Below are 19758 nucleotides of genomic sequence, written 5' to 3'. Positions count from 1 at the left end.
TCGCGAATTTCCCAGAAGGAGCCATTGTGTCGTTGTTGGACGAAAAAGCAGAGGTACTGCCCATTCCTGACTTCAGTGATGCCGCCACCTATGCCGATGAGGTGCCGCATTCGGCCTTCGCGGCTGTTCGAGAGCGGCCCGGCCTGCATTGGATACCTACCAAGCTCGCGAACGAGAACGGCGGGATCTGGGCGGTCACCCGATTCTCGGACATCGTCGAGATCGAGAAGGACCCGGACGCTTTCACGTCGACGAAGGGGCCCGCGTTTCCGTTGACGAACATGGGCCCTGACAATCCGGCGGCGAACATGATCATGTGCACGGACCCCCCACGTCACAACTATCTGCGCCGTGCGGCGGCGAAAGGTTTTGCGCCACGGATCGTAAGTAACTTCGAGCCCTGGATCCGCGAGGTCGTCACGGAGGTGATCGACGGAGTCGAGGGCAAGTCCGAGTTCGACTACATCGATGAATTCGCTCGAACGATCCCGGCCTACGTCGTGGCGAGAGTGCTCGGCAGTCCTCGCGAAGACCGCGAGTGGATGATCCGGGTGGTGACCGAGCACTTCGAGGCGGAACAAGACGTCGATGGCCTCGATGACGGTGCCTCAGGCTTCGACAGCGCCGTGCCGATCATCGAGCAACTCACCGACTATGCCCGCAAAATGCAGCAGCAGAAGCTGGCCGAACCCGAGAACGACATGTTCACCGAGCTTGCGCGGTGTGTCGAGCGAGGGGAGATCAACCAGGACGAGTATCTGCAGTGGATGTGGGTCATGATGGCTGCGGGTTACGAGACCACACACACCATGATCGCGCAGTCGATGCGGATGTACTTGCAGGATCCCGAAGCTGCCGAAGCAATCGACAGCGCCGTCAAGTCCGGGCAGACGGAGCGGATGGTGGCCGAACTGCTCCGATACATCACTCCCGTATATCAGATGGCTCGCACTGCCACGCGCGATCTGACGTTCGCCGGCGAGCAAATTCGTAGGAACGATGTGATGGTGCTGTATTACGTTGCCGCCAACCGTGATCCGGCGGTGTTCTCGGAGCCCGATCGGTTCAATCCCTCCCGTTCGGAGACAGACTCGCTGGCCTTCGGGTCGGGGGTGCATCGCTGCATCGGCTACCACTTGGCCAAGCTGGAGCTGCAAATCTTGTGGGAAGAGTTGCACAAGCGCGGAGTGAAGCTCGAGCTCGCGGGAGAGCCAAAGCGGGGCTGGTCCAACTACATCAATCTACTGACCGAGCTCCCGGTGCGGAGGGCCTGAGAGTCAGGCGAAGCGGCGCGGTTCGGTGGTCACGATCAACAGGCCACCGAACCGCGCTGGTCTGTTGTCGGCCGGCCCACGAAACCGGTTCGGGAATATCTCAATACTGCTGTGTCGTAACGATCTGAGGACTCGATGAACCACATCGCGAGCACTGCCACCTTGTCTGGAATCCCTGACGTCGAATCGCTCGATCTCCGGCCCACTGCGCGAGCGCTGGAGTTGCATGACGCGCTGGTCGACTTCATGCACACGCACGTCTTCCCGGCTGAACAGGTGTACGAGGACTACCGCGCAAAGGCAGGGCCGCACGACAGCACAGTTCCCCCGGTCGTCGAAGAGCTCAAGCGAGAGGCGCGCAAACGGGGACTGTGGAACCTGTTCCTCCCCGCCGAGTCCGGCATCAGCCAGCTGGACTACGCCGGACTTGCCGAGATCACCGGCTGGAGTCTCCATCTGGCGCCCGAAGCGACGAACGGACAAGCGCCGGACACGGGGAACATGGAGTTGCTGCACCTGTTCGCGACTCAGGAGCAGCGGAAGCAGTGGCTCGAGCCCCTGCTGGACGGAAGAATCCGCTCGGCGTTCTCGATGACCGAGATCGGGGTGGCGAGTTCGGACGCCACGAACATCGAGACTCGGATCGTCCGCGACGGTGACTCGTACGTCATCAATGGCCGCAAGTGGTGGACGAGCGGCGCCGCCGATCCGCGGTGCGCCCTTCTTGTCGTCATGGGCAAGACCGATCCCAATGCGGAGCGTCATCGTCAGCAATCGATGGTTCTCGTGCCGATGGATACGCCTGGCGTGACCGTAGTTCGGGACGTGCCGGTTTTCGGCCGTTACGACCAGCACGGTCACTGCGAGGTGGTCTACGAGGACGTCCGTGTCCCGGTGAGCAACATGCTGGGGGAGGAGGGTGCGGGCTTCGCGCTCGCTCAAGCGCGGTTGGGTCCTGGGCGGATTCACCATTGCATGCGCGCGCTGGGCGCGGCGGAGCGGGCTCTGAGCCTGCTCACGACACGCGCGAAGTCTCGCGTGGCGTTCGGCAAGCCGCTCGCGGATCAAGGTGTGGTTCAGCAACAGATCGCCGAGTCCCGAGTGGCCATCGATCAGGCGCGGCTACTCTGCCAGCTTGCGTCCCGGACCATCGATGTCCATGGCAACAAGGCCGCGGCAACGCTGGTGTCGGCCGCGAAGGTCGCGGTTCCCCGCGTGGCCCTCGACGTCATCGACCGTGCGATCCAGGTTTACGGCGGTGCCGGAGTCAGTGATGACGTGCCGCTCGCGGCGATGTACGGCTGGCACCGCGCGATGCGAATCTTCGACGGACCCGACGAGGTGCACCTGCGCACTCTGGCCAAGGCAGAGCTCCGGAAGACCGACGACTGAGAAACGCTGTACCACAGTCGAACCGCCCGGATGGCCCCACCCCGTGGCGCGGACAGGGCGGTGATGCCGAGTTCAGGCAGGTGCTCGGCAAGCCCTGGTCGGTGGGTGATCGGAAGATGTGGTGGCTCCGGTCGGGCTCGAGTTCACGGTGTCTCGATCATGCAGCGAAGTGTGTTGCAGACACCCACGACCGGACACCGGCAGCCGCTCCGGTCTGGCGCCGGAATGCATGGCGCGTTGCGCGCGCCTGCGCCCGACGCCACCAACACGCCGGCTCAATCGCCGAGCTGCCACACGTCATCACCCCGACCCACCCCGAGTGTGTGCAGTCGATGCCGCGGCGCCCGCCGGGTGGGAGCTGGCTAGGCGAGCAATTCCGGCAAGTAGCTGCAATCACTACCCGAACGGGTCGTGACGGGCACTACTGGCGATTCCTAGAAAAGCGGGCGCGTGGACGCAGTCCGAGTGCTGTCGCCTTCGCCCGGCTCATGATCAGCGCGGCCGAGGCACCGTCGGTCAACGGTGACGAGTTTCCGGCTGTGATGGACCAGTTGACCTCGGGGAAGCGAGCATCGAACTCGTCTGTGCGGAACAAGGGGCGCAAACCGGCCAGGCTTTCGACAGTGGAACCGGCCCGTACGGTCTGGTCGACGGTGTGCGGGGCGGTCGATCCGTCCGGTTGAGTCACATTCACCGGGATGATCTCGTTGTCGAAGCCGCCGTTCGCTGCTGTCTTCGCGGCGCGTTCATGGGAGGTCGCGGCGAACTCGTCGAGTTCGGGGCGGGTGAGATTCCAGCGTGCTGTGATGAGTTCGGCACCGATTCCCTGATTGGCTTGGCCATCGGGATAGCGCACGGACAGCGGGCCGAACGGGTCACCGTCGACTTTGGCGCTGCCCAGAGGGATTCGGCTCATGGACTCCACGCCGCAGGCGATGACTATGTCGTTGACTCCGGCCATGACAGCCGGAGCGGCGAAGTGCGCGGCCTGCTGGCTCGAGCCACATTGCCTGTCAATCGTGGTCGCGGGCACGGACTCGGGGAAGCCGGCGACAAGGGTCGCAGTGCGGGCGATGCTGAAACCCTGGTCTCCGACCTGCGAGACAGTTCCGGTCGGATTCGCAAAGGTGCCGATCGGCAGGCTCTTGGAGTGAGCAGGCAAGCGCGTGGCAATCAGACGCCCCTTGCGAGTCAAGGCGTGGTCCGTGAATGGATCGCCAACGCACGCATCACAATCGAGCAGCTCCGGCACCCGTTCTGAGACCGCGTGGCTGATCGATCGGCGCGGGGCGAGTGCGGTCAGTCCGCTGGCAATCCTGCAGTTCGCGCAGCAGATTCCCGAAGCCGTCTCACCGCTGTCGTTGGAGCTGCTGGCCGGGAGGCTACTCCGATAGTCGTCATGGTCTTCGGCCGGGACCAGTCCCTCGCTGGTCTTCGCCAGGAAGGAACCGGCGGTCGTGTTCGACGTGGTCATTGCGCTGCGTTTCCCTGTCGCGACTTCGCCGCACCGCCACCCGAACTCGGTCACGTTGAAGACATCGCAGGTTGTAAGGCGATATCCCGTGGCGCCATAGCTCATCAACGGTGACGGCGCGCAAGGGCTATAGCAGCCTCTAGCGGCACGTGACGGGGGCGTGTCAGGTGAAGCGTTTGGCGAATAGCGGTGAGCAGCATCACTTTTCGTCTTGCAAGTGAGGGACCTCGCCTGTAAGCTTCGTCATACGAGGTACGGTGATACAGCAGACAATCGTGGCCGCGGCGTTCCGAAAAGAGTGCCGAACCTCAGATAGCCGATCATCATCGGCCCGTCGGCCTCAGGACGGACGCTGAGCCCTCGCACGAAACAGATTCTGGCAATTGGCAATTGGCAATTGACACCAACGGTACCCGTGCCTCGGTGCTGAGCCGAACGAAGGTGAACTGATGTCGCAAACCCTCGACCACGCCGACGTCGTCGAAATCCCAGATTTGAGTGATCCGGCGAGCTTCGGCACCGCCGTACCTCATGACGCTTTCGCCGAATTGGTCCGGAGGCCCGGCTTGCACTGGGTGCCGACCACAGTGGCGACCGCGAACGGCGGATTCTGGGCCGTCACTCGCTACGATGAGATCGTCGAGATCGAGAAGGATCCGGCGACCTTCACATCGATGAAGGGGATGGCGTACCCGCTCACGAACATCACGGGTGATCATCCGTATCTCGACGAGATCATGTTCACCGATCCGCCGAGGCACAACTATCTGCGTCGCGCGGCGGCGAAGGGGTTCGCGCCACGCATCGTCGCCAAGTTCGAGCCGTGGATTCGTGAGATCGTCACCGAGGTCATCGACGGGATCGCGGACCGTGCTCAGTTCGATTTCGTCGAAGAGTTCGCTCGGACCATCCCTGCGTATGTGATCGCCACCGTGCTCGGAAGCCCGCGCGAGGATCGCAAGTACATCGTCGACACCGTGACTGCGTATTTCGACGCGCTGATGGTGACCGAGGACCTCGAGGAGGGTGAAGGCGGCGCGCAGAGTGTGCTCCCGCACCTCGAGGAGCTGATGCGGTACGCCGAGAAGATGCAGAAGGTCAAGCTTGCCGAGCCCGGCGACGACATGTTCACGGAACTGGCTCGAGTCCGCGAGCGCGGCGAGATCAACCAGTCCGAGTATCTGCAATGGATGCACGTGATGATCGCCGCCGGCTTCGAGACCACGCACACCGCAATCGGTCAGTCGATGCGGATGTACCTCGAAGATCCAGAGATCGCGGCGCTCACAGACCGGGCCATCGACGAGGGGCACACGGAGCGCTTGGTCGAGGAGTACCTGAGGCTCATCACTCCGCCGATGCAGATGGCTCGGACCGCGACGCGAGACGTGGTCATCTCGGGTCAGCAGATTCGCGAGAACGACGTGGTCGTCATGTACTACGTCGCAGCGAATCGCGATCCTGCCGTGTACTCCGATCCCGACCGTTTCGACCCGTGGCGTGCAGAGGTCGATTCCTTGACGTTCGGCACAGGTCCGCACCGGTGCATCGGTGCGCACCTGGCCATGCTCGAGTTGCAGATTTTGTGGCAAGAACTGCGGGCGCGCGGAATCAAGCTGGAACTGGACGGAGAACCGCGGCGCGGCTACTCCAATTTCATCAACCAGCTGACGGAACTTCCGGTTCGCCGTGTCATGTCGTGAGAAGCAGCTCAGCCGACCCGGCCGTACTCACCTCTGGTGAGCCGGGTCGGTCGATCGCGGAGCGAGGTCATGCACCCACGCGGCCTCTACCGGCCAAATTGCGCGGGACGTTTCGCGACGAATGCATCCACTCCTTCGATCCCGTCCGGTAGCCCGGCAAGCCGCGAGATCGACCGTGCTTCGGCGGCCAGGTGGTCACTGAGGCTGGATGTTGCCGAATCCGAGAGGAGGCCTCGGGTCGCCGACAGCGCGTCCCGAGGCCCGGCGGCCAGATCGGCTGCGATCGCACTTGCTGCCGCATGAACCTCGTCGTCTTCGACGACTCGTGCGAGAAGTCCGAGGGTCAAGGCTTCGTCGGAATCGATGATCTCGTCGGTGAGGATGATCCGCCGCGCACGTGCGTCACCGACCACCCGTGGCAGTGTCCACGTCAGCCCACCGTCGGGAGAGAGTCCAATGCCGCGGTACGCGGGCCGAAGACGAGTGGACGTGCCCCCGATGGCAATGTCGGCATGCAGTGCGACGCTCATGCCTGCACCCGCCGCCCAACCGCGAATCGCGGCGACAATTGGCCGGCGGGCTTCGACCAGGGCCGAGATGAAGTCGTGAAAGTCGTCGGCCGCCTTACGCGTTCGGGGCGGACGATCGCCGGGGTCGGCGAAGACTTTCACGTTGCCGCCAGCGCAGAAATTCGGTCCGGAACCGAGCAGAAGGATCGCGCCGGACGTTCGCTCGCCACGTGCCAGCTCCTTGAGCGCGACCGTTCCGTCGCTGACTGCTTCGGGCGAGAGGGAGCCACCTGCTCGCGACGTGGAGACAGTGATGGAGAGAACCCCGGCTTTGTCTTCGACGAGAGGCGGGAGGTGTTCATCGTGCGTCATTCCGCTTCTTTCTGGTGTGGGGACGGGAGTACCTGGCGCGGCATCCAGACAGGGCGCTGAGGGGCCGGTCGCCGCGGAGTGTCCCTCGGTGGCCTCTCGAGTCACAGACCTGATGCGACTTGTAGTATGTAATACTAAACCATCGCGCTTCGGTCCAGGCGGGTGAGGGGAACAACGCTCTCCCGTGACCGAGGCTTCGCGACAAGACAGGCTGGTCAGCCCGAAATGTCTTGTGGGTGAGGTTGTTTCTGGGCTTGCGTCGTGCCGAGGAGGTCGCCTCCTCGTCGATGCAGTCGAGAAATGGAGACAGTGAGGTGACTTCACCATTGCCTTGGAGACGAGCGGTCGCCTCTCGGAGCGGTCACCCCTGCAGTGAGCGCGCCTCATGAAGTCGGGGTGGCATACGGGGGCCTACCCGCGTGTGATCGTCTGGCCGGTGGTCGGGGGCGCCTCGGTGAATGCGTTGAACACCTCGATGATCGCGACGGCGTTGGTGCCCCTCGGTGATGACCTCGGCGTCGCGCCTAGTGCTGCGATAGCGCTCGTGTCGACACTGTATGTGGCCAGTGCCATCGCGCAGCCGATGTTGGGGGCTGTGGCCGATCTGGTCGGTCCGCGGCGCACTTTCGTTGCCGGAATGTGCGTCGTCGCAGTTGCCGGGCTGGTGGGGGGTACTGCCGGATCCCTTGCCGGGCTTCTGGCGGCGCGTGTTCTCGCCGGCATCGGAACCGCTGCTGGATATCCGACCGCGATGGTGCTGCTACGTCAACGTGAGTCGAGTACGGGTGTCAGGGTGCCGTCGAGCATCCTCGGAGCGATCGCGATCGCGGTCCAGGTGACGAGCGCACTCGGGCTCCCGGTGGGAGGTGTGCTCACCGCGATGTGGGGCTGGCGCGCCGTTTTCTGGGTCAACGCTCCACTGGGAGTGGCCTTGGCATTGGCGGGCCTGGCGTGGTTCCCGCGCGACGATCACCGCGGCCAAAATCTCGAACTGCGATCGGTGTTCGGTCAGCTCGACATCGGGGGAGTGACCCTGTTCGCCGGCGTGGTGACGGCGTTGTCGCTGGCACTGATACCCGACCCTCGCGGAGGTTGGGAAATGTACTCGGTGGCGGGCGCAGCGGCGATCCTGTTCGCATTTCGGGAAAGTCGAGCCCGATCGCCTTTCCTGGACGTGACGATGATCAGGCTTCATCCTGCCCTGGCGATGACACTCATGCGTAACGCGTTGACCTCTGTCGTGATGTACTGCTACCTCTACGGTTTCGTCCAATGGCTGCAGGATATGCGCACTGCGAGCAGCCTTGTGGCAGCCGCAGTGGTCGCGCCGACGACACTGATCTCGATTGCGACCGCGGGCTTGGCTGCACGCAGTGCGCGCATCCGCCGTCCTCTAGTAGTCGGCGCCGTGCTCGGTGTGGCCGGAACCGCAGCGCTGGCCGGAATAGGGCTTTCCGGGTCGCTGTGGTGGGCGCTGCCCACGGCGATCGGAGTGGGGCTCATGACCGGGTTGACCACGGTGGCCAACCAGTCGGCCCTGTTGATGCAGGCGCCACGCGAGCGCATGGGCAATGCGGCGGGAGCGATGAGAGCGGGCGCCAATGTTGCGGCGATCGTTTCGAGCGGCGTGATCGCATTCTGGTATCCAGTCGGCGCCAACGATGCAGGGCTGACCGGAATCGCATGCACCATGGTGATACTCGCCGGTGTCGTGGTCGTCATGGTGGTGGGAGACCGGGGGCTTCCAGCTACCCGATGACCTGTTCGTAGGCAACTAGTGACTCCTGCCGGAGACTCGGCGACAGGCGCTCGCTGCCGATGCCGACCATGATTTGTGTCGTCTGCTGGTCGATCGCGCGCACGTTACCGTGTCGACGGACGCTCGAACGCTTGCCGGTACAGTGCGACCCCGTCGCCGGTCTCGTCGATCAGCCGATTGAATCGGCGCACGATCTTCCATTCGTCCTCGATCCTGCGTAGTTCGAGGCGCACCGCGGTCAGCCTGGTCAACGTGTAGTAGTCACCGTCGCGGAGGAAGAAAAGGGAAGAACACGTCGCAACCGCCTCGTCCCGGTCGATCTCGATCATGGGTGGGCTGAGAAAGTGTCCGCCGCCCCGGGCGATCGTCGCCAGTTGCTCGGGTTGCCAGGTTTCACGCGTGGCGAACGCGCGGATCTCGTCGCGGCCCTCGAATCGACCTATGGTTCCCAGATCGAAAACACCATGTTCGATGAAGTCGCCTGCGACTACCTCGCCTACCTCACCGTCGAGCGCAGGCACATACCGCGCGATGATCTGTTGGATACTCAGAATGTCCCACATCCATTGCAACTTTTCTGCATTGCCTTGGGCGCCGCTGGGTGTATCCGTCATGATTCTCTCTCTCGCGCAGAGAGTTCGGCGTCTGCGCCGAGAGCGCAGACGCCGAACTCAGGTGGTATTGTGTTCCCCGCTCATGTGCGCTCGGTCATTTTCACACCGCGCCGACGAGCGCTTTCGTTTCCAGGAACTCCTCGATGGCCCATATCCCCCAAGCGCGTCCGTTACCTGACCGCTTGTAGCCGCCGAACGGAGCGTTCGGGTTCAGGGCCGATGCGTTGACCGATACCTGCCCGGCTCGTATCCGACGTGCCACCTGCTTCGCTTTCTCGACGTCTGCGCCGTCGACGAAAGCGGCCAGACCGTAGGGGGTGTCATTGGCGATGTCGATTGCCTCCTCGATTGTGTCGTAACCGATTATCGACATCACCGGTCCGAAGATCTCTTCCCTGGCGATGGTCATGTCGTTGCTGACGTCTGCAAACACGGTCGGCCGTACGAACCAGCCCCTGTCCGGAAGGCCCTCGGGGCGGCCCGTTCCGCCGACGACGAGAGTTGCGCCTTCTCGGATGCCGGTCTCGATGTACCGCTGCACCGTTTGCCACTGCTTCTCGGATGCGACCGGACCCATCGCGACGGGCGAGGAAGGATCACCAACGGTGATGGCGTCGACCGCTTTTCGCACGAGTTCGACGAACCGGTCACGTTCGGCTCGCGGAATGATGGTTCGTGTCGGCGCGTAGCACGTCTGGCCGGAGTTGCGCATGACCCCGTCCACCGACGTCTTCACCGCTGCCTCGAAGTCTGCATCGGGCAAGACGATGTGCGCGGACTTCCCTCCCAGTTCCTGGCTCACCCGCTTCACGGTGTCGGCAGCGTCTCTTTGCACCTGCACTCCCACCGTCGTAGATCCCGTGAACGAGACCACGTCGATGTGGTTGTGCCTGCTCAAGGCCGAACCGACGACGGACCCGAACCCGTTCACCACGTTGACCACGCCGGCGGGCACCCCGGCACTGTGGAAGATCTCGGCAAAGACGGCCCCGCTGTGCGCGGCGAGTTCGGCCGGTTTGAGGACGGCGGTGCATCCGACCGCGATCGCGGGCGCCACCTTGCCGGCAATCTGCCTGGAGGGGTAGTTCCATGGGGGGATCAGCGCGGCAACACCGATCGGTTCCCGAACAACCAGGTAGTCCCCGTGCCGCTTCTCGAAAGGATACGACGGCAATTCGTCGACGAGCACCTGGAACGACTGGACTGCCGAGCCGATCACCAGCTTGCTGAGCTCGATAGGCATGCCCATATCGGTGGTGACTGCCTCGGCGAGGTCGTCGCCACGCTTCTCGATTTCTGCGATGACCGCGCGCAACAAGTCGACTCGCTCATCGAGCGACGTCGACGAGTACGAGATGAAGGCCCGTTGCGCCGCCTCCACCGCGCGGTCGACATCGCTCTGAGTGCCGAGTTGGAGTAGTCCGCTGACTCCGCCGGTCGCCGGATTCGTCAACTCGGCGAAATCGGATCCGTCGGCGCCCGACCACTGTCCTTCGATGTAATGCCGGACAGTCGAGGTCTCAGAATGTCTGCTCATCACACTCTTTTCCGCACACTGATCACCTGACATCAGGACAGGTCATGCTGACACCCGTGTCGGAGTACATTGGGCGACTGTCTCGTCCAGGGCGCGCTCGAGTTCCGCGGTGAATCGCACCGGATCATCAGATGGCGCGAAATGTGACAGACCCTTCATCACCCGGTGAGTAGCTCCCGGGATCGTCTGAGCGATCGCCTCACCACCATGCTCGGGGATGACAGCACTGAGGTCGTACTCGCCGGTGAGCATCGTCAACGGCGTTCGGCTGGTGTCGATCAGATGTCCGTTCTCACTCAGGTCGTGGCCGAAATAGTAGTAGTCGCAGTCCGATGGGTACGTGTCGCGTTGGTTGGACGCGTAGATCCAGGCCAACTCGTGACGAAACTCCTCGGGTGCGCCGGGGCCACTCGCGTCATACATGATCGCCGGCACCACATTCGGCGATATCGCCGGATTGTGGTACATCGCGTTCATGGCTGCGAGTTCGGTCAGGCCTCGCATGTCGTACAGCCCGTTCACGCCGATCGCGCCGCGAATCGACTCCGGGTGGTGGGCACACAGATCCGACGCAAGTTGTCCGCCGACCGAGCATCCGACGAAGATGGGCCGGTCCAGCCCCGTCGCCTTGATGAACCCGGTAATCCAATCCATCAGAAGGTCTTTCGTGATCTCCAGCGGCCGTTCCCACCACGAGGTACCGACCGGCGGCAGTGATTTGCCATGGTAGGGAAGGTCTATCGCGACAAGTGTGTACTTCTCCTGCAACCGGGGATGCGCCAGAACGTTGCGGTACTGCCGGCCATCACCGCCCGCCGTGTGCATGAACAGCACCGGAATCTCGCCATGGCCCGACTGTTCGTAGTAGACGCGGTAATTCTCCGACCCGACCGAGTAGCGGACGTATCGACCCACCGCGTCGTCCGAGTCGACGAAAGGATCGCACGCCACATGTACCTCCCTGCGGCCGGCGGCTGCATCCGACGCGATTCGCACAATGCGGCTCCACGCCGCCAGGTACGGTGCGATGACGGCCCGCCAGTCACCGGTCAGGGTCGCTCCGTGTGACAGCGCACTCGACAGGCTCTCCGTCCCCGGGGGTGCCTCCAACTGTGTCGCAGCAGCCCACAGTTCCGGCGGGAACTCAACCAGCACGTCTGGATCGGCGACGCTCGAGTCCGCCTCGATGGCGCCATCGCGGATTCGCAGGCGGAGCGGATCTCCGCCCAACCGGAAATCGGCGATTCCATCGAAGCCGGCAAGCAGCATGTGCAGGCGCCCGTCCGAGCCGAGCCTCTGTAGAAGGTCGTTCTGATTGCTTGTCACCATCGCAATTGATCCTGTTCATTACATAGCCCACCGAATGTGGCCACAGTGGCCTGATCCGCAGGGCTGGAGACTTCTTCGGCGCGCACAGCTGGGATTGCTATTCACCTGCGCCTATGAGTTGTCGCGTCGGCATTCGACGGGCGAACGGCCCACCGTCCACGGAGGGTTGTATCTCCGTATGGCACAGCCAGAGTCGCAGTCATGTGACCCTGCTCACTCACGTTCGTAGTATGGGCCTATGTCATACACTTGTCAACGAGCGGCTGGCGACGGTGTCGTCAGTGACGGATCGCCGGGGTCGGTGGCACACGCGAGCCGGGTGAGTTCATCCGCACCGGCGGCCGACGTGGCGGGGTTGGCCGTGGCCTCGCCGGAGGCGGCGGCCGACTGGGGCATCGTCGCTGTCGAGGGCTGTGAGGGCGGGGTCGTCGGGCGACGGCCGCTCTTCTCGGGCTCGCTGTTCGCCGAGATCGGATGGGTGAGCCGGCATCGCATCGCCGTGGTCCGCGCCGGTGGTCTCGTCCCGATGGGCGATCCTGGCGATCCGGTCACCAGGTCGGAAGTCATCATCCTCGACAGTGTCGAGGATTGGGCGCGACGTGTACGTCGAAGTGGAGGCCGACCACAACTTGTGACCGTTGACACGTAATGTCGGACGGGATACCGTCGTACAAACGTCTTTCGCCGCCGGGAGGTCTGAGATGCCTGCCTGCGGCGTGTGAACCAGCGGCCGGCGACCCGCAATCGAAGGGACTGATTCAGTGTGACCGCACCAGTGAAATCCACGGCGACCCGATTTCCGGCAGAAACTGATCGCGACTACGCGATGTACATCGGTGGCGAGTGGATCGAGATCGGGGAGCGCGACACATTCACCTGTGTCGATCCATTCGACAACCAACCCTGGGGGCGTGTGCCCGTGGGGACCGTCGAGGATGTCGACCGTGCCGTCGCCGCCGCACGGCACGCCTTCGACGAGGGCGGTTGGCCGCAGACGTCAGCTGTCACCCGCGCCACCATGCTGCGTAGGCTCGCCGACTTGATCGAGGCGAACGCCGACGAGTTGGCTCGCATCCAGATCCACGAAAACGGCAAGCTCATCGGCGAGATGACCGGCGGCTCGCACGGCATGGCCGCAACGGCTCGGTTCGTTGCGGGGCTGGCAGAAACAATGGGTGGGTCGACTGTCCAGGGGGTTCCCGGTCACACTGTCTACAACGTCCGGGAACCGGTCGGAGTCGTCGCGGCGATCACGCCGTGGAACTCTCCGCTCATGCTCCTGTGCTGGAAGCTGTTTCCGGCTCTCGCGGCCGGATGCACCATCGTCATCAAGCCCTCCGAGGTGACGCCCACCTCCACTCTTCGCCTTGCCGAGCTCTGCGAGGAGGCGGGCTTCCCTGCCGGCGTCGTCAACGTCGTCACCGGGTTCGGTCAGCCCACTGGTGCGGCGCTCGCTTCGCACCCGGACGTCGACAAGATCGGCTTCACCGGGTCGACCGCTGCGGGGAAAGCCATGCTGGCTGCGGCGGCGCCGCGCATCGGGCGCGTCACCCTCGAGCTCGGCGGCAAGTCGCCCAACATCATCTTCCGTGATGCCGATCTGGACAACGCGGTCCACGGCGTGATGGCAGGGATCTTTGCGGCCACCGGGCAGACCTGCATGGCGGGATCTCGCGTCCTGGTCGAGGACGAGGTGTACGACGACGTCGTGGCGCGGCTGTCCGAGGCGGCGTCGAACCTCAAGCTCGGCGACCCCTTGGATCCAACAGTCGATGTCGGTCCCGTGGCCAGTCGTAACCAGTTCGATCGTGTGCTCGAGTACATCCAGATCGGTCAGGACGAAGGCGCCGTGGTTGCCGCCGGCGGCGCACGCGAGAACACTCCGGAGACCGAGCGGGGGCTGTTCGTCCGCCCCACTGTCTTCTCTGGTGTCGAGAACCGTTCGCGCCTTGCCCAGGAGGAGATTTTCGGTCCTGTGGCGAGTCTCGTCCGGTTCAGCGGCGAGGACGAGGCTGTGCGCCTGGCCAACGACGTCGATTTCGGCCTCGCGGCTGCTGTGTGGACCTCCGACGTCGCCCGCGCCCATCGCATGGTCAAGCGCCTGCGGGCCGGAACCGTGTGGGTCAACACCTACCGGGTCGTCCACTACGCCACCCCGTTCGGCGGCTTCAAGCAGAGCGGACTCGGGCGCGAGCTCGGGGTGAATGCGCTCGATGCTTACACCGAGGTCAAATCCGTGTACATCGATGAGGGTAACCAGCAAACGTTCGGGCGCCACTGAACTCTTGCAATTGGACCGGCTCGGGTGCCCAGGGCCTCGTGCCGGTCGGGTCGCTGTTGCCGCTGCCAGGCGGATCCCGGCCGTGCTGCACAATGGCTCGCCACCTTGAGGCGCGGCCATCTGAACCCGCGTCAGCGGGCCCGTGCAGTCAGGCGGTCGTGGCTCTTTCCCGGTCTTCTGACATGCGCCGATCTCTTCGGGTGTCGGTCGGTCCCGTTGCCGCCTGTCGTGCCCTGTGGTGCGCGCCGGAGTGTGGCCAACGGGTTCCGGCTATCCGAGGCAGTTGACGAAAAATAGTCTACGGGATACCGTCATACAAAGTGATGGCCGTCACGGCCCCAAGTAGAAAGACAGCCAGAATGAGTGATCTGAGCAACGCGGTGGTCGTGGTGACCGGCGGTGCCACGGGTATCGGTCTGGCGCTGGCGCGCGAAGCGGTCAACCGCGGTGCGAAGGTCATGATCGCGGACATCGACGACGCGACGGCCGCGGTCGACGAGCTCCGTGAGGCCGGTGGCGACGCTGCTTCCGTCGTGTCCGATATCTCGAATATCGAGGACGTGCGACGCCTGGCAAACGAGACCGTCGAGCGATTCGGTGAAGTAAACGTGGTGTGCAACAACGCGGTCTTCGCCGTGCCGGGCACACTGCAGGAGACGGACCCCGAGCTCGCAGGCCGCGTGGTGCGAGTCAACGTCGAGGGCGCCATCAACATCGTTCACGTCTTTGCGCCGTTCCTGCGCGACGCCGCGGCGGCCGGTCGACCGTCGTATCTGCTCAACACCGGCTCCGAGCATTCGCTCGGCGTCCCCCCGCATGTCGAGCCCTTCAGCGTCTACACCACCACCAAGTTCGCGACCCTGGGATTGACCCTCACAGCACATCGCGATCTGGCCGACTGGGGTGTCGGCGTCTCGATGCTTGCGCCTGGATGGACGCTGACCGAGAAGGTCCAAGCCGCTGTGGACGCCGATCCGGCGGTAGCGCAAGCGATCCTGCCCTTCGCGCAGGAGTCGTCGGTTGTCGCGGCGAAGGCGTTCGACGGCTTCCTCGGGGGCACTCGCGTCATCGCGACGAACCCCTTCAGCCGGGCATTCGCAATGGAACACGCCCGTGCGCTCATGATCGACGTGCAGGAGTTGCCTCTCGTCGAAGCCCCTGGCGAGCACGCCCATGACGGATCCGGTGACGTCGGGACGTGCCCGTTCATGGGCGCCCGCTGACAGGCGCCCTCGCAGATTTCGCAGTAAAAGGAAAGTGACGCTATGGGACATGTGGTCTTCATCCGCGCCGACGGCACCAAGACGGACGCCACCGCCGAAGATGGGCAGTCTTTGATGCAGGTGGCGCGCGCCAACCTGGTGCCGGGAATCCAGGCCGAATGCGGTGGCGAGTTGTCCTGTGCCACCTGCCATGTGTTCGTGGACGAGCGATGGGTCTCGCTCCTGCCGCCGCGATCGGAGGAGGAGGAGGACATGCTGGAGGTCGCTGCGGCCGAACCGACCGAGTGCAGCCGACTCTCATGCCAGGTGAAGTTCTCGTCCGACATCGACGGCATCGTGGTGACCGTGCCGGATGTGCAATAGGAGATAAGCATGAAACTCCCGAACATCGAATCCGCACGCTCCGACGATCGAGTGGTGATCGTCGGCGGTGGCCAGGCCGGCGCGGAGTGCGCTGTCACCTTGCGAATGCTCGGCTTCGCCGGACCGATCACGATTCTCGCCGAGGAGTCGACGCACCCCTACAGCAGACCGCCCTTGTCCAAGGGCTATCTGTTGGGCGACGTCGCCTCGGCCGACCTGCACATCCGACCGCCGGCGACGTACGACGACCAGCGGGTCGATGTCAGGCTCGAGACTCGGGTGACAGGAATCGACCGAGCGACGCAGACCGTCCGCACCGAGGGCCCTGACGGTGTCCACGACGTGTCGTACGACTGGCTCGTCCTGGCAACAGGTGGCCGAGCGCGACTGCTGCCGGATGCGACGGTGCACGCCGCCCCCAACGTCCACACGCTCCGCCGACTCGCCGACATCGACGAGATGCGTTCGCAGTTCACCCCTGGAGCGCGGCTCGTCGTACTCGGCGGGGGCTACGTCGGGCTCGAGGTGGCTGCCGTCGCCCGAAAGTCCGGGCTCGACGTAACCGTCATCGAGGCGGCGCCGCGAGTGCTGGCACGAGTCACCGTACCCGTCGTGAGCGAGTTCTATGAACGGGTTCACAAGCAGCATGGCGTCGACATCCGGACCAGTTCCTCGGTGGATTCGGTGGAGGTCGGGGCGGACGGCAGGGCCATGGCCGTGAAGCTGACCGATGGCGTGACGCTGTCGGCTGATGTGGTCGTCGTCGGGATCGGCATGGAGGCGAACGATGAGCTGGCCCATGAGGCCGGACTCGCTGTCGACGGAGGTGTCGTGGTCGACGAGTTCTGTCGCACGACCGACCTCCGCATCCTCGCGATCGGCGACTGCACCAAGCATCCCTGTGCCCAGAACGGCGGTTTGCGGCGGGTGGAGTCCGTGCCCAATGCCCTGGAACAGGCGAAGGTCGCCGCTGCCACCCTGACCGGCGACGCACGGCCCCACGACGCAGTGCCGTGGTTCTGGTCCGATCAGTACGACGTGAAGCTGCAAGCAGTGGGGCTCTGCCCGAGCCATGACGAGATCGTCGTCCGCGGATGTATCGATGAAGGCCGCAGCTTCAGCCTGTTCTATCTCAAGGACGGGACCGTCCGTGCCGCCAATGTCGTCAGCAACCCTCGGGATTTCATGTTCGCGAAGAAGATGGTTGCCACGCAGGTTCGGGTCGACCCGGCACGACTGTCAGATCCGGCGGTTCCGCTGAAGGAACTGCTCGCGGTGTCGGGCCGCGAAAGGAAGTGAGGAAGACCGTGCAGGCCGACGGCTCGAATCTCGTGGTCGTCGAGATCACGGGCAGGGTTGTAGGCGCGGTGTGTTGATACGGCGGTAGAGCAGGTTCTGCCCGCCGGTAGCCGAGTGCTTGATCTCGGCGGTCAGTTATAGGATCGGCACGCCGTGGTCACGTGTGATAGGGCGCGTGGTGCGCCTCTGGTAGCGTTCCAGCACTCCGAGCACCTGTTCGCGAAATGTGTTGCGGCAACCCATGGTTGGGCAGACCGACCGCCGCACCTGCACGCGGACACGCACCGTGCGCCCGTCGATCGGCAAGTCGGTGACAGTGCGGTGCTGATAGCTGTGCACATTGTCCGAAGCCGCACCGCAGCCCGGGCAGGCCGCCGGATCGCCTGGTGTTCGAGCCCGCACCCCGATCGAGCAGCCCTCGTCGCTCACCGCTTCCACCAACAACGGCGACAATCCCGAAAAAGTGACGTCGACAGGAACATTCACTTTCGGTCCACCGCCGTGCATTGGATCAAGGCGCCGTTGCCCGGGATGGCGACGGCGTCGTCGCCGTAGGGGTCCAGTTCCAGTGGGTCGGCGAGGTGACCACTGCCGTAGTAGCGGACGACCATGCGTACCTCGCCCTCCGGTGTGACGTCGATGTAGGACTGTCCCGGAATCGGGTCGTAACGCCAGTCGGGGATGGCATCGATGAAGGCGAAGTTGTACTCCACGAATTGATCCAGGCCGACCACGGTGGCGCCCAAAGTCGTCACGTCTGTGTGGTCGGAGTGATTCGAAGCTCCGTATGCGCGCTTGCCTGCACGTCGGTCGGCGGCGGCAGAATCGCGTCCCAGTTCCTCCTGTTCCCTGCGGTGTCCGCGGGCTGCTGCGCCGGGGCACTGCCGCATACTTCGGAATCCAAGCACGTGGGGGCTCTAGTCGTGGTTCGCGACGTGTTCGGGGGTGGTGGCGAAGGTGGCGCACTTGCGGCGCAAGATCGGGACAGCCGCCTCGAAGGCCGCCTGCTCATGGTCGGCGAGGTCGTCGAGGAAGTTCTCGATGGTTCGCAGGCTGGTCGCGTCGTAGGTTTCCATCAGTTCCCGGGCGAGTGACGAAATCGCGCCGTCGACTCGTCGCAGATCGTCGGCTCGTTGGGCGCGTTCGATCAACCCGGCGTCGGTCATCGCCTTGAGCAGATTGCTCAGCGTGGAGGGGGCCATCTGCAGGGCGGCCGCTATGCGAGAGGGCGCCACCGGTCCCTCATCCGACAGCACGGTTACTGGTTCCGCTCCTTGCTGCGAACGCGCAAGTTCCGCCGCAGACTCACAGTTTGCCAAGAAGTAGCTATCGTTGTACATCGATCGGCGCGTCGCGAATCGACACGCCGATCAAAGGAACCGAACGAGGCTACCCAAGGCGGTCCGGCTCGACACGTCACCGGCCCGATATCGTCGCCCTCGCCCAAATCCCCTAGATCGGTCCACCGTGCGCATCGGACGGTCTGGCCACTCCTCGCGCTCACGGGACCGTCTCACCAAAATCTCACATTTTTGATGGGATTCAACCGGGTCTGATGGGGGCTGCCCAGTACGCGGCGAGAGCTCGAATGTCTTGTCGCCCAGTACCAATGGGAGCTTTTGAGGAGCATCCAGAAAACTGGAACCGGTGTCAAGTGGTCGCAGGTTCAAATCCTGTCAGCCCGACTGCAGAACCCCTTCCAGCCTCTCATGGGCGCCCCCCCATCATCTCCGATGTCGAGCGCGGTCGACAGCACGAGTAACACGTCAGGCAAATCGCCGACGACCGTTGCGTCGAGGTAGGCGCGGCAGACAGAGTGAACACGCGGAGGGTCACCGTTTCCCCAGGTGAATCTCTGTGGTTAAGGCATGTGTCCCCCTCCGGACACCAGTGTTAAACCCAAAGTCGGCCCCGACAGCAGCGAGCTGCTGTCGGGGCCGATATCGTATGTCGAGGTGGAGGGCCTGGTAGAGCTCGGCTTTGTCGGATCGGGCACCTGCGGCGAGGACAGCTGAAATATCGCCGAGGGATTCGATGAGCTGGCGTATCTCGGTCTCGGTCAGTCGGGGGATGGTGGGCAGGTTTTGTAGCTCTGTTTGTGCTGCGGCTTTGTCGGCGTGGGCGGTGTTCATCGCGGTGACGAGGACTTGGGGATCTACTCCTGCTTCGATGGCGGCGAGGTGGCGTTCGAGTTTGGCTTCGGCGTCGGCGATACGGCGGCGAAGCAGTGCGCGGTGTGTGTCGTGGTCGTTGTCGTCTTGGGCTGAGAGGAGGCTGGCGATGGTGCGGTCGCGATGGGGCCGATGGAACAGGGTGGCCAGTCAGCGGTCGATCGGTGCGACGAGGTGGTCTTCGCGCAGGTTGACCGAGGGTGGGTGCTCGGCCAGAACAGGGCTGGCGGGGGCCAAGGTCTTGGCTCGGCAGCGGTACGGTACCACCCGCTGTCCCAGAATCCGGCTCCTGACCGCGTTGAGGATCGCCCCCCGTGCTACCCATACCTGCTCCTGAAAACGCATGCAGCTGAGGGGCTTCATTCTCGCATCGCGATTGGGCTCGCACCGCTGAAGTTCATGACTAGCTGTCATCGGCACGAGCGCGCGTTCAGCGGACACACTCAGTCGCCGAGACG

Annotated in this window: 16 protein-coding genes and 2 pseudogenes; 9 read left to right on the top strand and 9 right to left on the bottom strand. The window is 63.9% G+C overall.

Features of this window, described 5'->3' with window-relative positions; all coding sequences use genetic code 11:
* Positions 1-26: 26 nt before the first annotated feature.
* Both NX1_RS20885 and NX1_RS20880 read left to right on the top strand, forming a co-directional pair.
* Positions 27-1274 carry a cytochrome P450 gene (locus NX1_RS20885; RefSeq protein ID WP_068062081.1) on the top strand — a complete coding sequence of 416 codons (1248 nt, stop codon included), beginning with the start codon at positions 27-29 and terminating at the stop codon, positions 1272-1274.
* Between the two features lie 135 nt (positions 1275-1409).
* A complete protein-coding gene (locus NX1_RS20880) occupies positions 1410-2666 on the top strand; it encodes an acyl-CoA dehydrogenase family protein (RefSeq protein WP_068062078.1) in 1257 nt (418 codons plus the stop codon).
* A 439-nt stretch (positions 2667-3105) separates the two neighbouring features.
* Here the strand turns inward: NX1_RS20880 and NX1_RS38065 are convergent.
* Positions 3106-3777: pseudogene (locus NX1_RS38065) on the bottom strand (thiolase family protein); the annotation flags it as partial.
* An 812-nt stretch (positions 3778-4589) separates the two neighbouring features.
* Here NX1_RS38065 and NX1_RS20870 point away from each other — a divergent pair.
* A complete protein-coding gene (locus NX1_RS20870; RefSeq protein WP_068062071.1) occupies positions 4590-5843 on the top strand; it encodes a cytochrome P450 in 1254 nt (417 codons plus the stop codon).
* Between the two features lie 86 nt (positions 5844-5929).
* Here NX1_RS20870 and NX1_RS20865 read toward each other — a convergent pair whose 3' ends face one another.
* Positions 5930-6724: an enoyl-CoA hydratase/isomerase family protein gene (locus tag NX1_RS20865; RefSeq protein ID WP_068062068.1), complete on the bottom strand. Its 795-nt coding sequence runs from the start codon at positions 6722-6724 to the stop codon at positions 5930-5932.
* Between the two features lie 454 nt (positions 6725-7178).
* Between NX1_RS20865 and NX1_RS20860 the strand changes: the two genes are divergently transcribed.
* The gene (locus NX1_RS20860; protein WP_169812260.1) at positions 7179-8483 is read left to right on the top strand and encodes an MFS transporter; all 1305 of its coding nucleotides are present in this window, start codon (positions 7179-7181) and stop codon (positions 8481-8483) included.
* Between the two features lie 104 nt (positions 8484-8587).
* Here the strand turns inward: NX1_RS20860 and NX1_RS20855 are convergent, their stop codons facing one another.
* The 3 genes from NX1_RS20855 to NX1_RS20845 form a co-directional block, all read right to left on the bottom strand.
* Positions 8588-9097, bottom strand: coding sequence for a nuclear transport factor 2 family protein (locus NX1_RS20855; RefSeq protein WP_068062063.1), 510 nt, complete (start codon positions 9095-9097; stop codon positions 8588-8590).
* A 100-nt stretch (positions 9098-9197) separates the two neighbouring features.
* Positions 9198-10634, bottom strand: a complete 1437-nt coding sequence (locus NX1_RS20850) for an aldehyde dehydrogenase family protein (protein WP_068062060.1) — start codon at positions 10632-10634, stop codon at positions 9198-9200.
* Positions 10635-10676: 42 nt separating this feature from the next.
* Entirely contained in the window at positions 10677-11963 is a 1287-nt protein-coding gene (locus NX1_RS20845; protein ID WP_068062057.1) for an alpha/beta fold hydrolase, read from the bottom strand.
* A gap of 319 nt (positions 11964-12282) precedes the next feature.
* On the opposite strand from NX1_RS20845, the gene NX1_RS20840 reads away from it, so the two are divergent.
* The 5 genes from NX1_RS20840 to NX1_RS20820 all read left to right on the top strand — a co-directional run bounded on the left by NX1_RS20840 (position 12283) and on the right by NX1_RS20820 (position 17129).
* The gene (locus NX1_RS20840) at positions 12283-12612 is read left to right on the top strand and encodes a hypothetical protein (protein ID WP_068062055.1); all 330 of its coding nucleotides are present in this window, start codon (positions 12283-12285) and stop codon (positions 12610-12612) included.
* A gap of 177 nt (positions 12613-12789) precedes the next feature.
* Positions 12790-14244, top strand: coding sequence for an aldehyde dehydrogenase (locus tag NX1_RS20835; RefSeq protein WP_084501635.1), 1455 nt, complete (start codon positions 12790-12792; stop codon positions 14242-14244).
* Between the two features lie 359 nt (positions 14245-14603).
* Positions 14604-15467: an SDR family NAD(P)-dependent oxidoreductase gene (locus NX1_RS20830; RefSeq protein ID WP_068062051.1), complete on the top strand. Its 864-nt coding sequence runs from the start codon at positions 14604-14606 to the stop codon at positions 15465-15467.
* Between the two features lie 51 nt (positions 15468-15518).
* Entirely contained in the window at positions 15519-15830 is a 312-nt protein-coding gene (locus NX1_RS20825) for a 2Fe-2S iron-sulfur cluster-binding protein (RefSeq protein ID WP_373864896.1), read from the top strand.
* A gap of 9 nt (positions 15831-15839) precedes the next feature.
* Positions 15840-17129 carry an NAD(P)/FAD-dependent oxidoreductase gene (locus NX1_RS20820; RefSeq protein WP_084501618.1) on the top strand — a complete coding sequence of 430 codons (1290 nt, stop codon included), beginning with the start codon at positions 15840-15842 and terminating at the stop codon, positions 17127-17129.
* A 171-nt stretch (positions 17130-17300) separates the two neighbouring features.
* On the opposite strand, the pseudogene NX1_RS20815 reads toward NX1_RS20820, so the two are convergent.
* The 4 genes and pseudogenes from NX1_RS20815 to NX1_RS37480 all read right to left on the bottom strand — a co-directional run.
* Positions 17301-17636, bottom strand: a pseudogene (locus tag NX1_RS20815) (transposase family protein); the annotation flags it as partial.
* On the bottom strand, positions 17612-17884 hold the full coding sequence (locus tag NX1_RS20810) for a hypothetical protein (RefSeq protein ID WP_068062039.1): 273 nt from the start codon (positions 17882-17884) through the stop codon (positions 17612-17614). The gene NX1_RS20810 and the pseudogene NX1_RS20815, both read right to left, overlap by 25 nt.
* A gap of 162 nt (positions 17885-18046) precedes the next feature.
* Positions 18047-18469 carry a MarR family winged helix-turn-helix transcriptional regulator gene (locus NX1_RS20805; protein ID WP_084501617.1) on the bottom strand — a complete coding sequence of 141 codons (423 nt, stop codon included), beginning with the start codon at positions 18467-18469 and terminating at the stop codon, positions 18047-18049.
* A 981-nt stretch (positions 18470-19450) separates the two neighbouring features.
* On the bottom strand, positions 19451-19758 hold a 308-nt coding region (locus tag NX1_RS37480), incomplete at its 5' end, for a hypothetical protein (protein WP_218024160.1).

The sequence above is a fragment of the Nocardia xishanensis NBRC 101358 genome (genome assembly GCF_001613365.1).
Lineage (GTDB): Bacteria > Actinomycetota > Actinomycetes > Mycobacteriales > Mycobacteriaceae > Nocardia > Nocardia xishanensis.
This window is presented reverse-complemented; position numbering and strand designations above follow the sequence as displayed.

What these genes read in the sequence shown, in the direction of transcription:
- NX1_RS20835 (WP_084501635.1), top strand. Translation starts at nt 12,790, where the DNA reads ATGTACATCGGTGGCGAGTGGATCGAGATCGGGGAGCGCGACACATTC.
- NX1_RS20880 (WP_068062078.1), top strand. Translation starts at nt 1,410, where the DNA reads ATGAACCACATCGCGAGCACTGCCACCTTGTCTGGAATCCCTGACGTC.
- NX1_RS20870 (WP_068062071.1), top strand. Translation starts at nt 4,590, where the DNA reads ATGTCGCAAACCCTCGACCACGCCGACGTCGTCGAAATCCCAGATTTG.
- NX1_RS20865 (WP_068062068.1), bottom strand. Translation starts at nt 6,724, where the DNA reads ATGACGCACGATGAACACCTCCCGCCTCTCGTCGAAGACAAAGCCGGG.
- NX1_RS20845 (WP_068062057.1), bottom strand. Translation starts at nt 11,963, where the DNA reads ATGGTGACAAGCAATCAGAACGACCTTCTACAGAGGCTCGGCTCGGAC.
- NX1_RS20830 (WP_068062051.1), top strand. Translation starts at nt 14,604, where the DNA reads ATGAGTGATCTGAGCAACGCGGTGGTCGTGGTGACCGGCGGTGCCACG.
- NX1_RS20820 (WP_084501618.1), top strand. Translation starts at nt 15,840, where the DNA reads ATGAAACTCCCGAACATCGAATCCGCACGCTCCGACGATCGAGTGGTG.
- NX1_RS20855 (WP_068062063.1), bottom strand. Translation starts at nt 9,097, where the DNA reads ATGACGGATACACCCAGCGGCGCCCAAGGCAATGCAGAAAAGTTGCAA.
- NX1_RS20850 (WP_068062060.1), bottom strand. Translation starts at nt 10,634, where the DNA reads ATGAGCAGACATTCTGAGACCTCGACTGTCCGGCATTACATCGAAGGA.
- NX1_RS20805 (WP_084501617.1), bottom strand. Translation starts at nt 18,469, where the DNA reads ATGTACAACGATAGCTACTTCTTGGCAAACTGTGAGTCTGCGGCGGAA.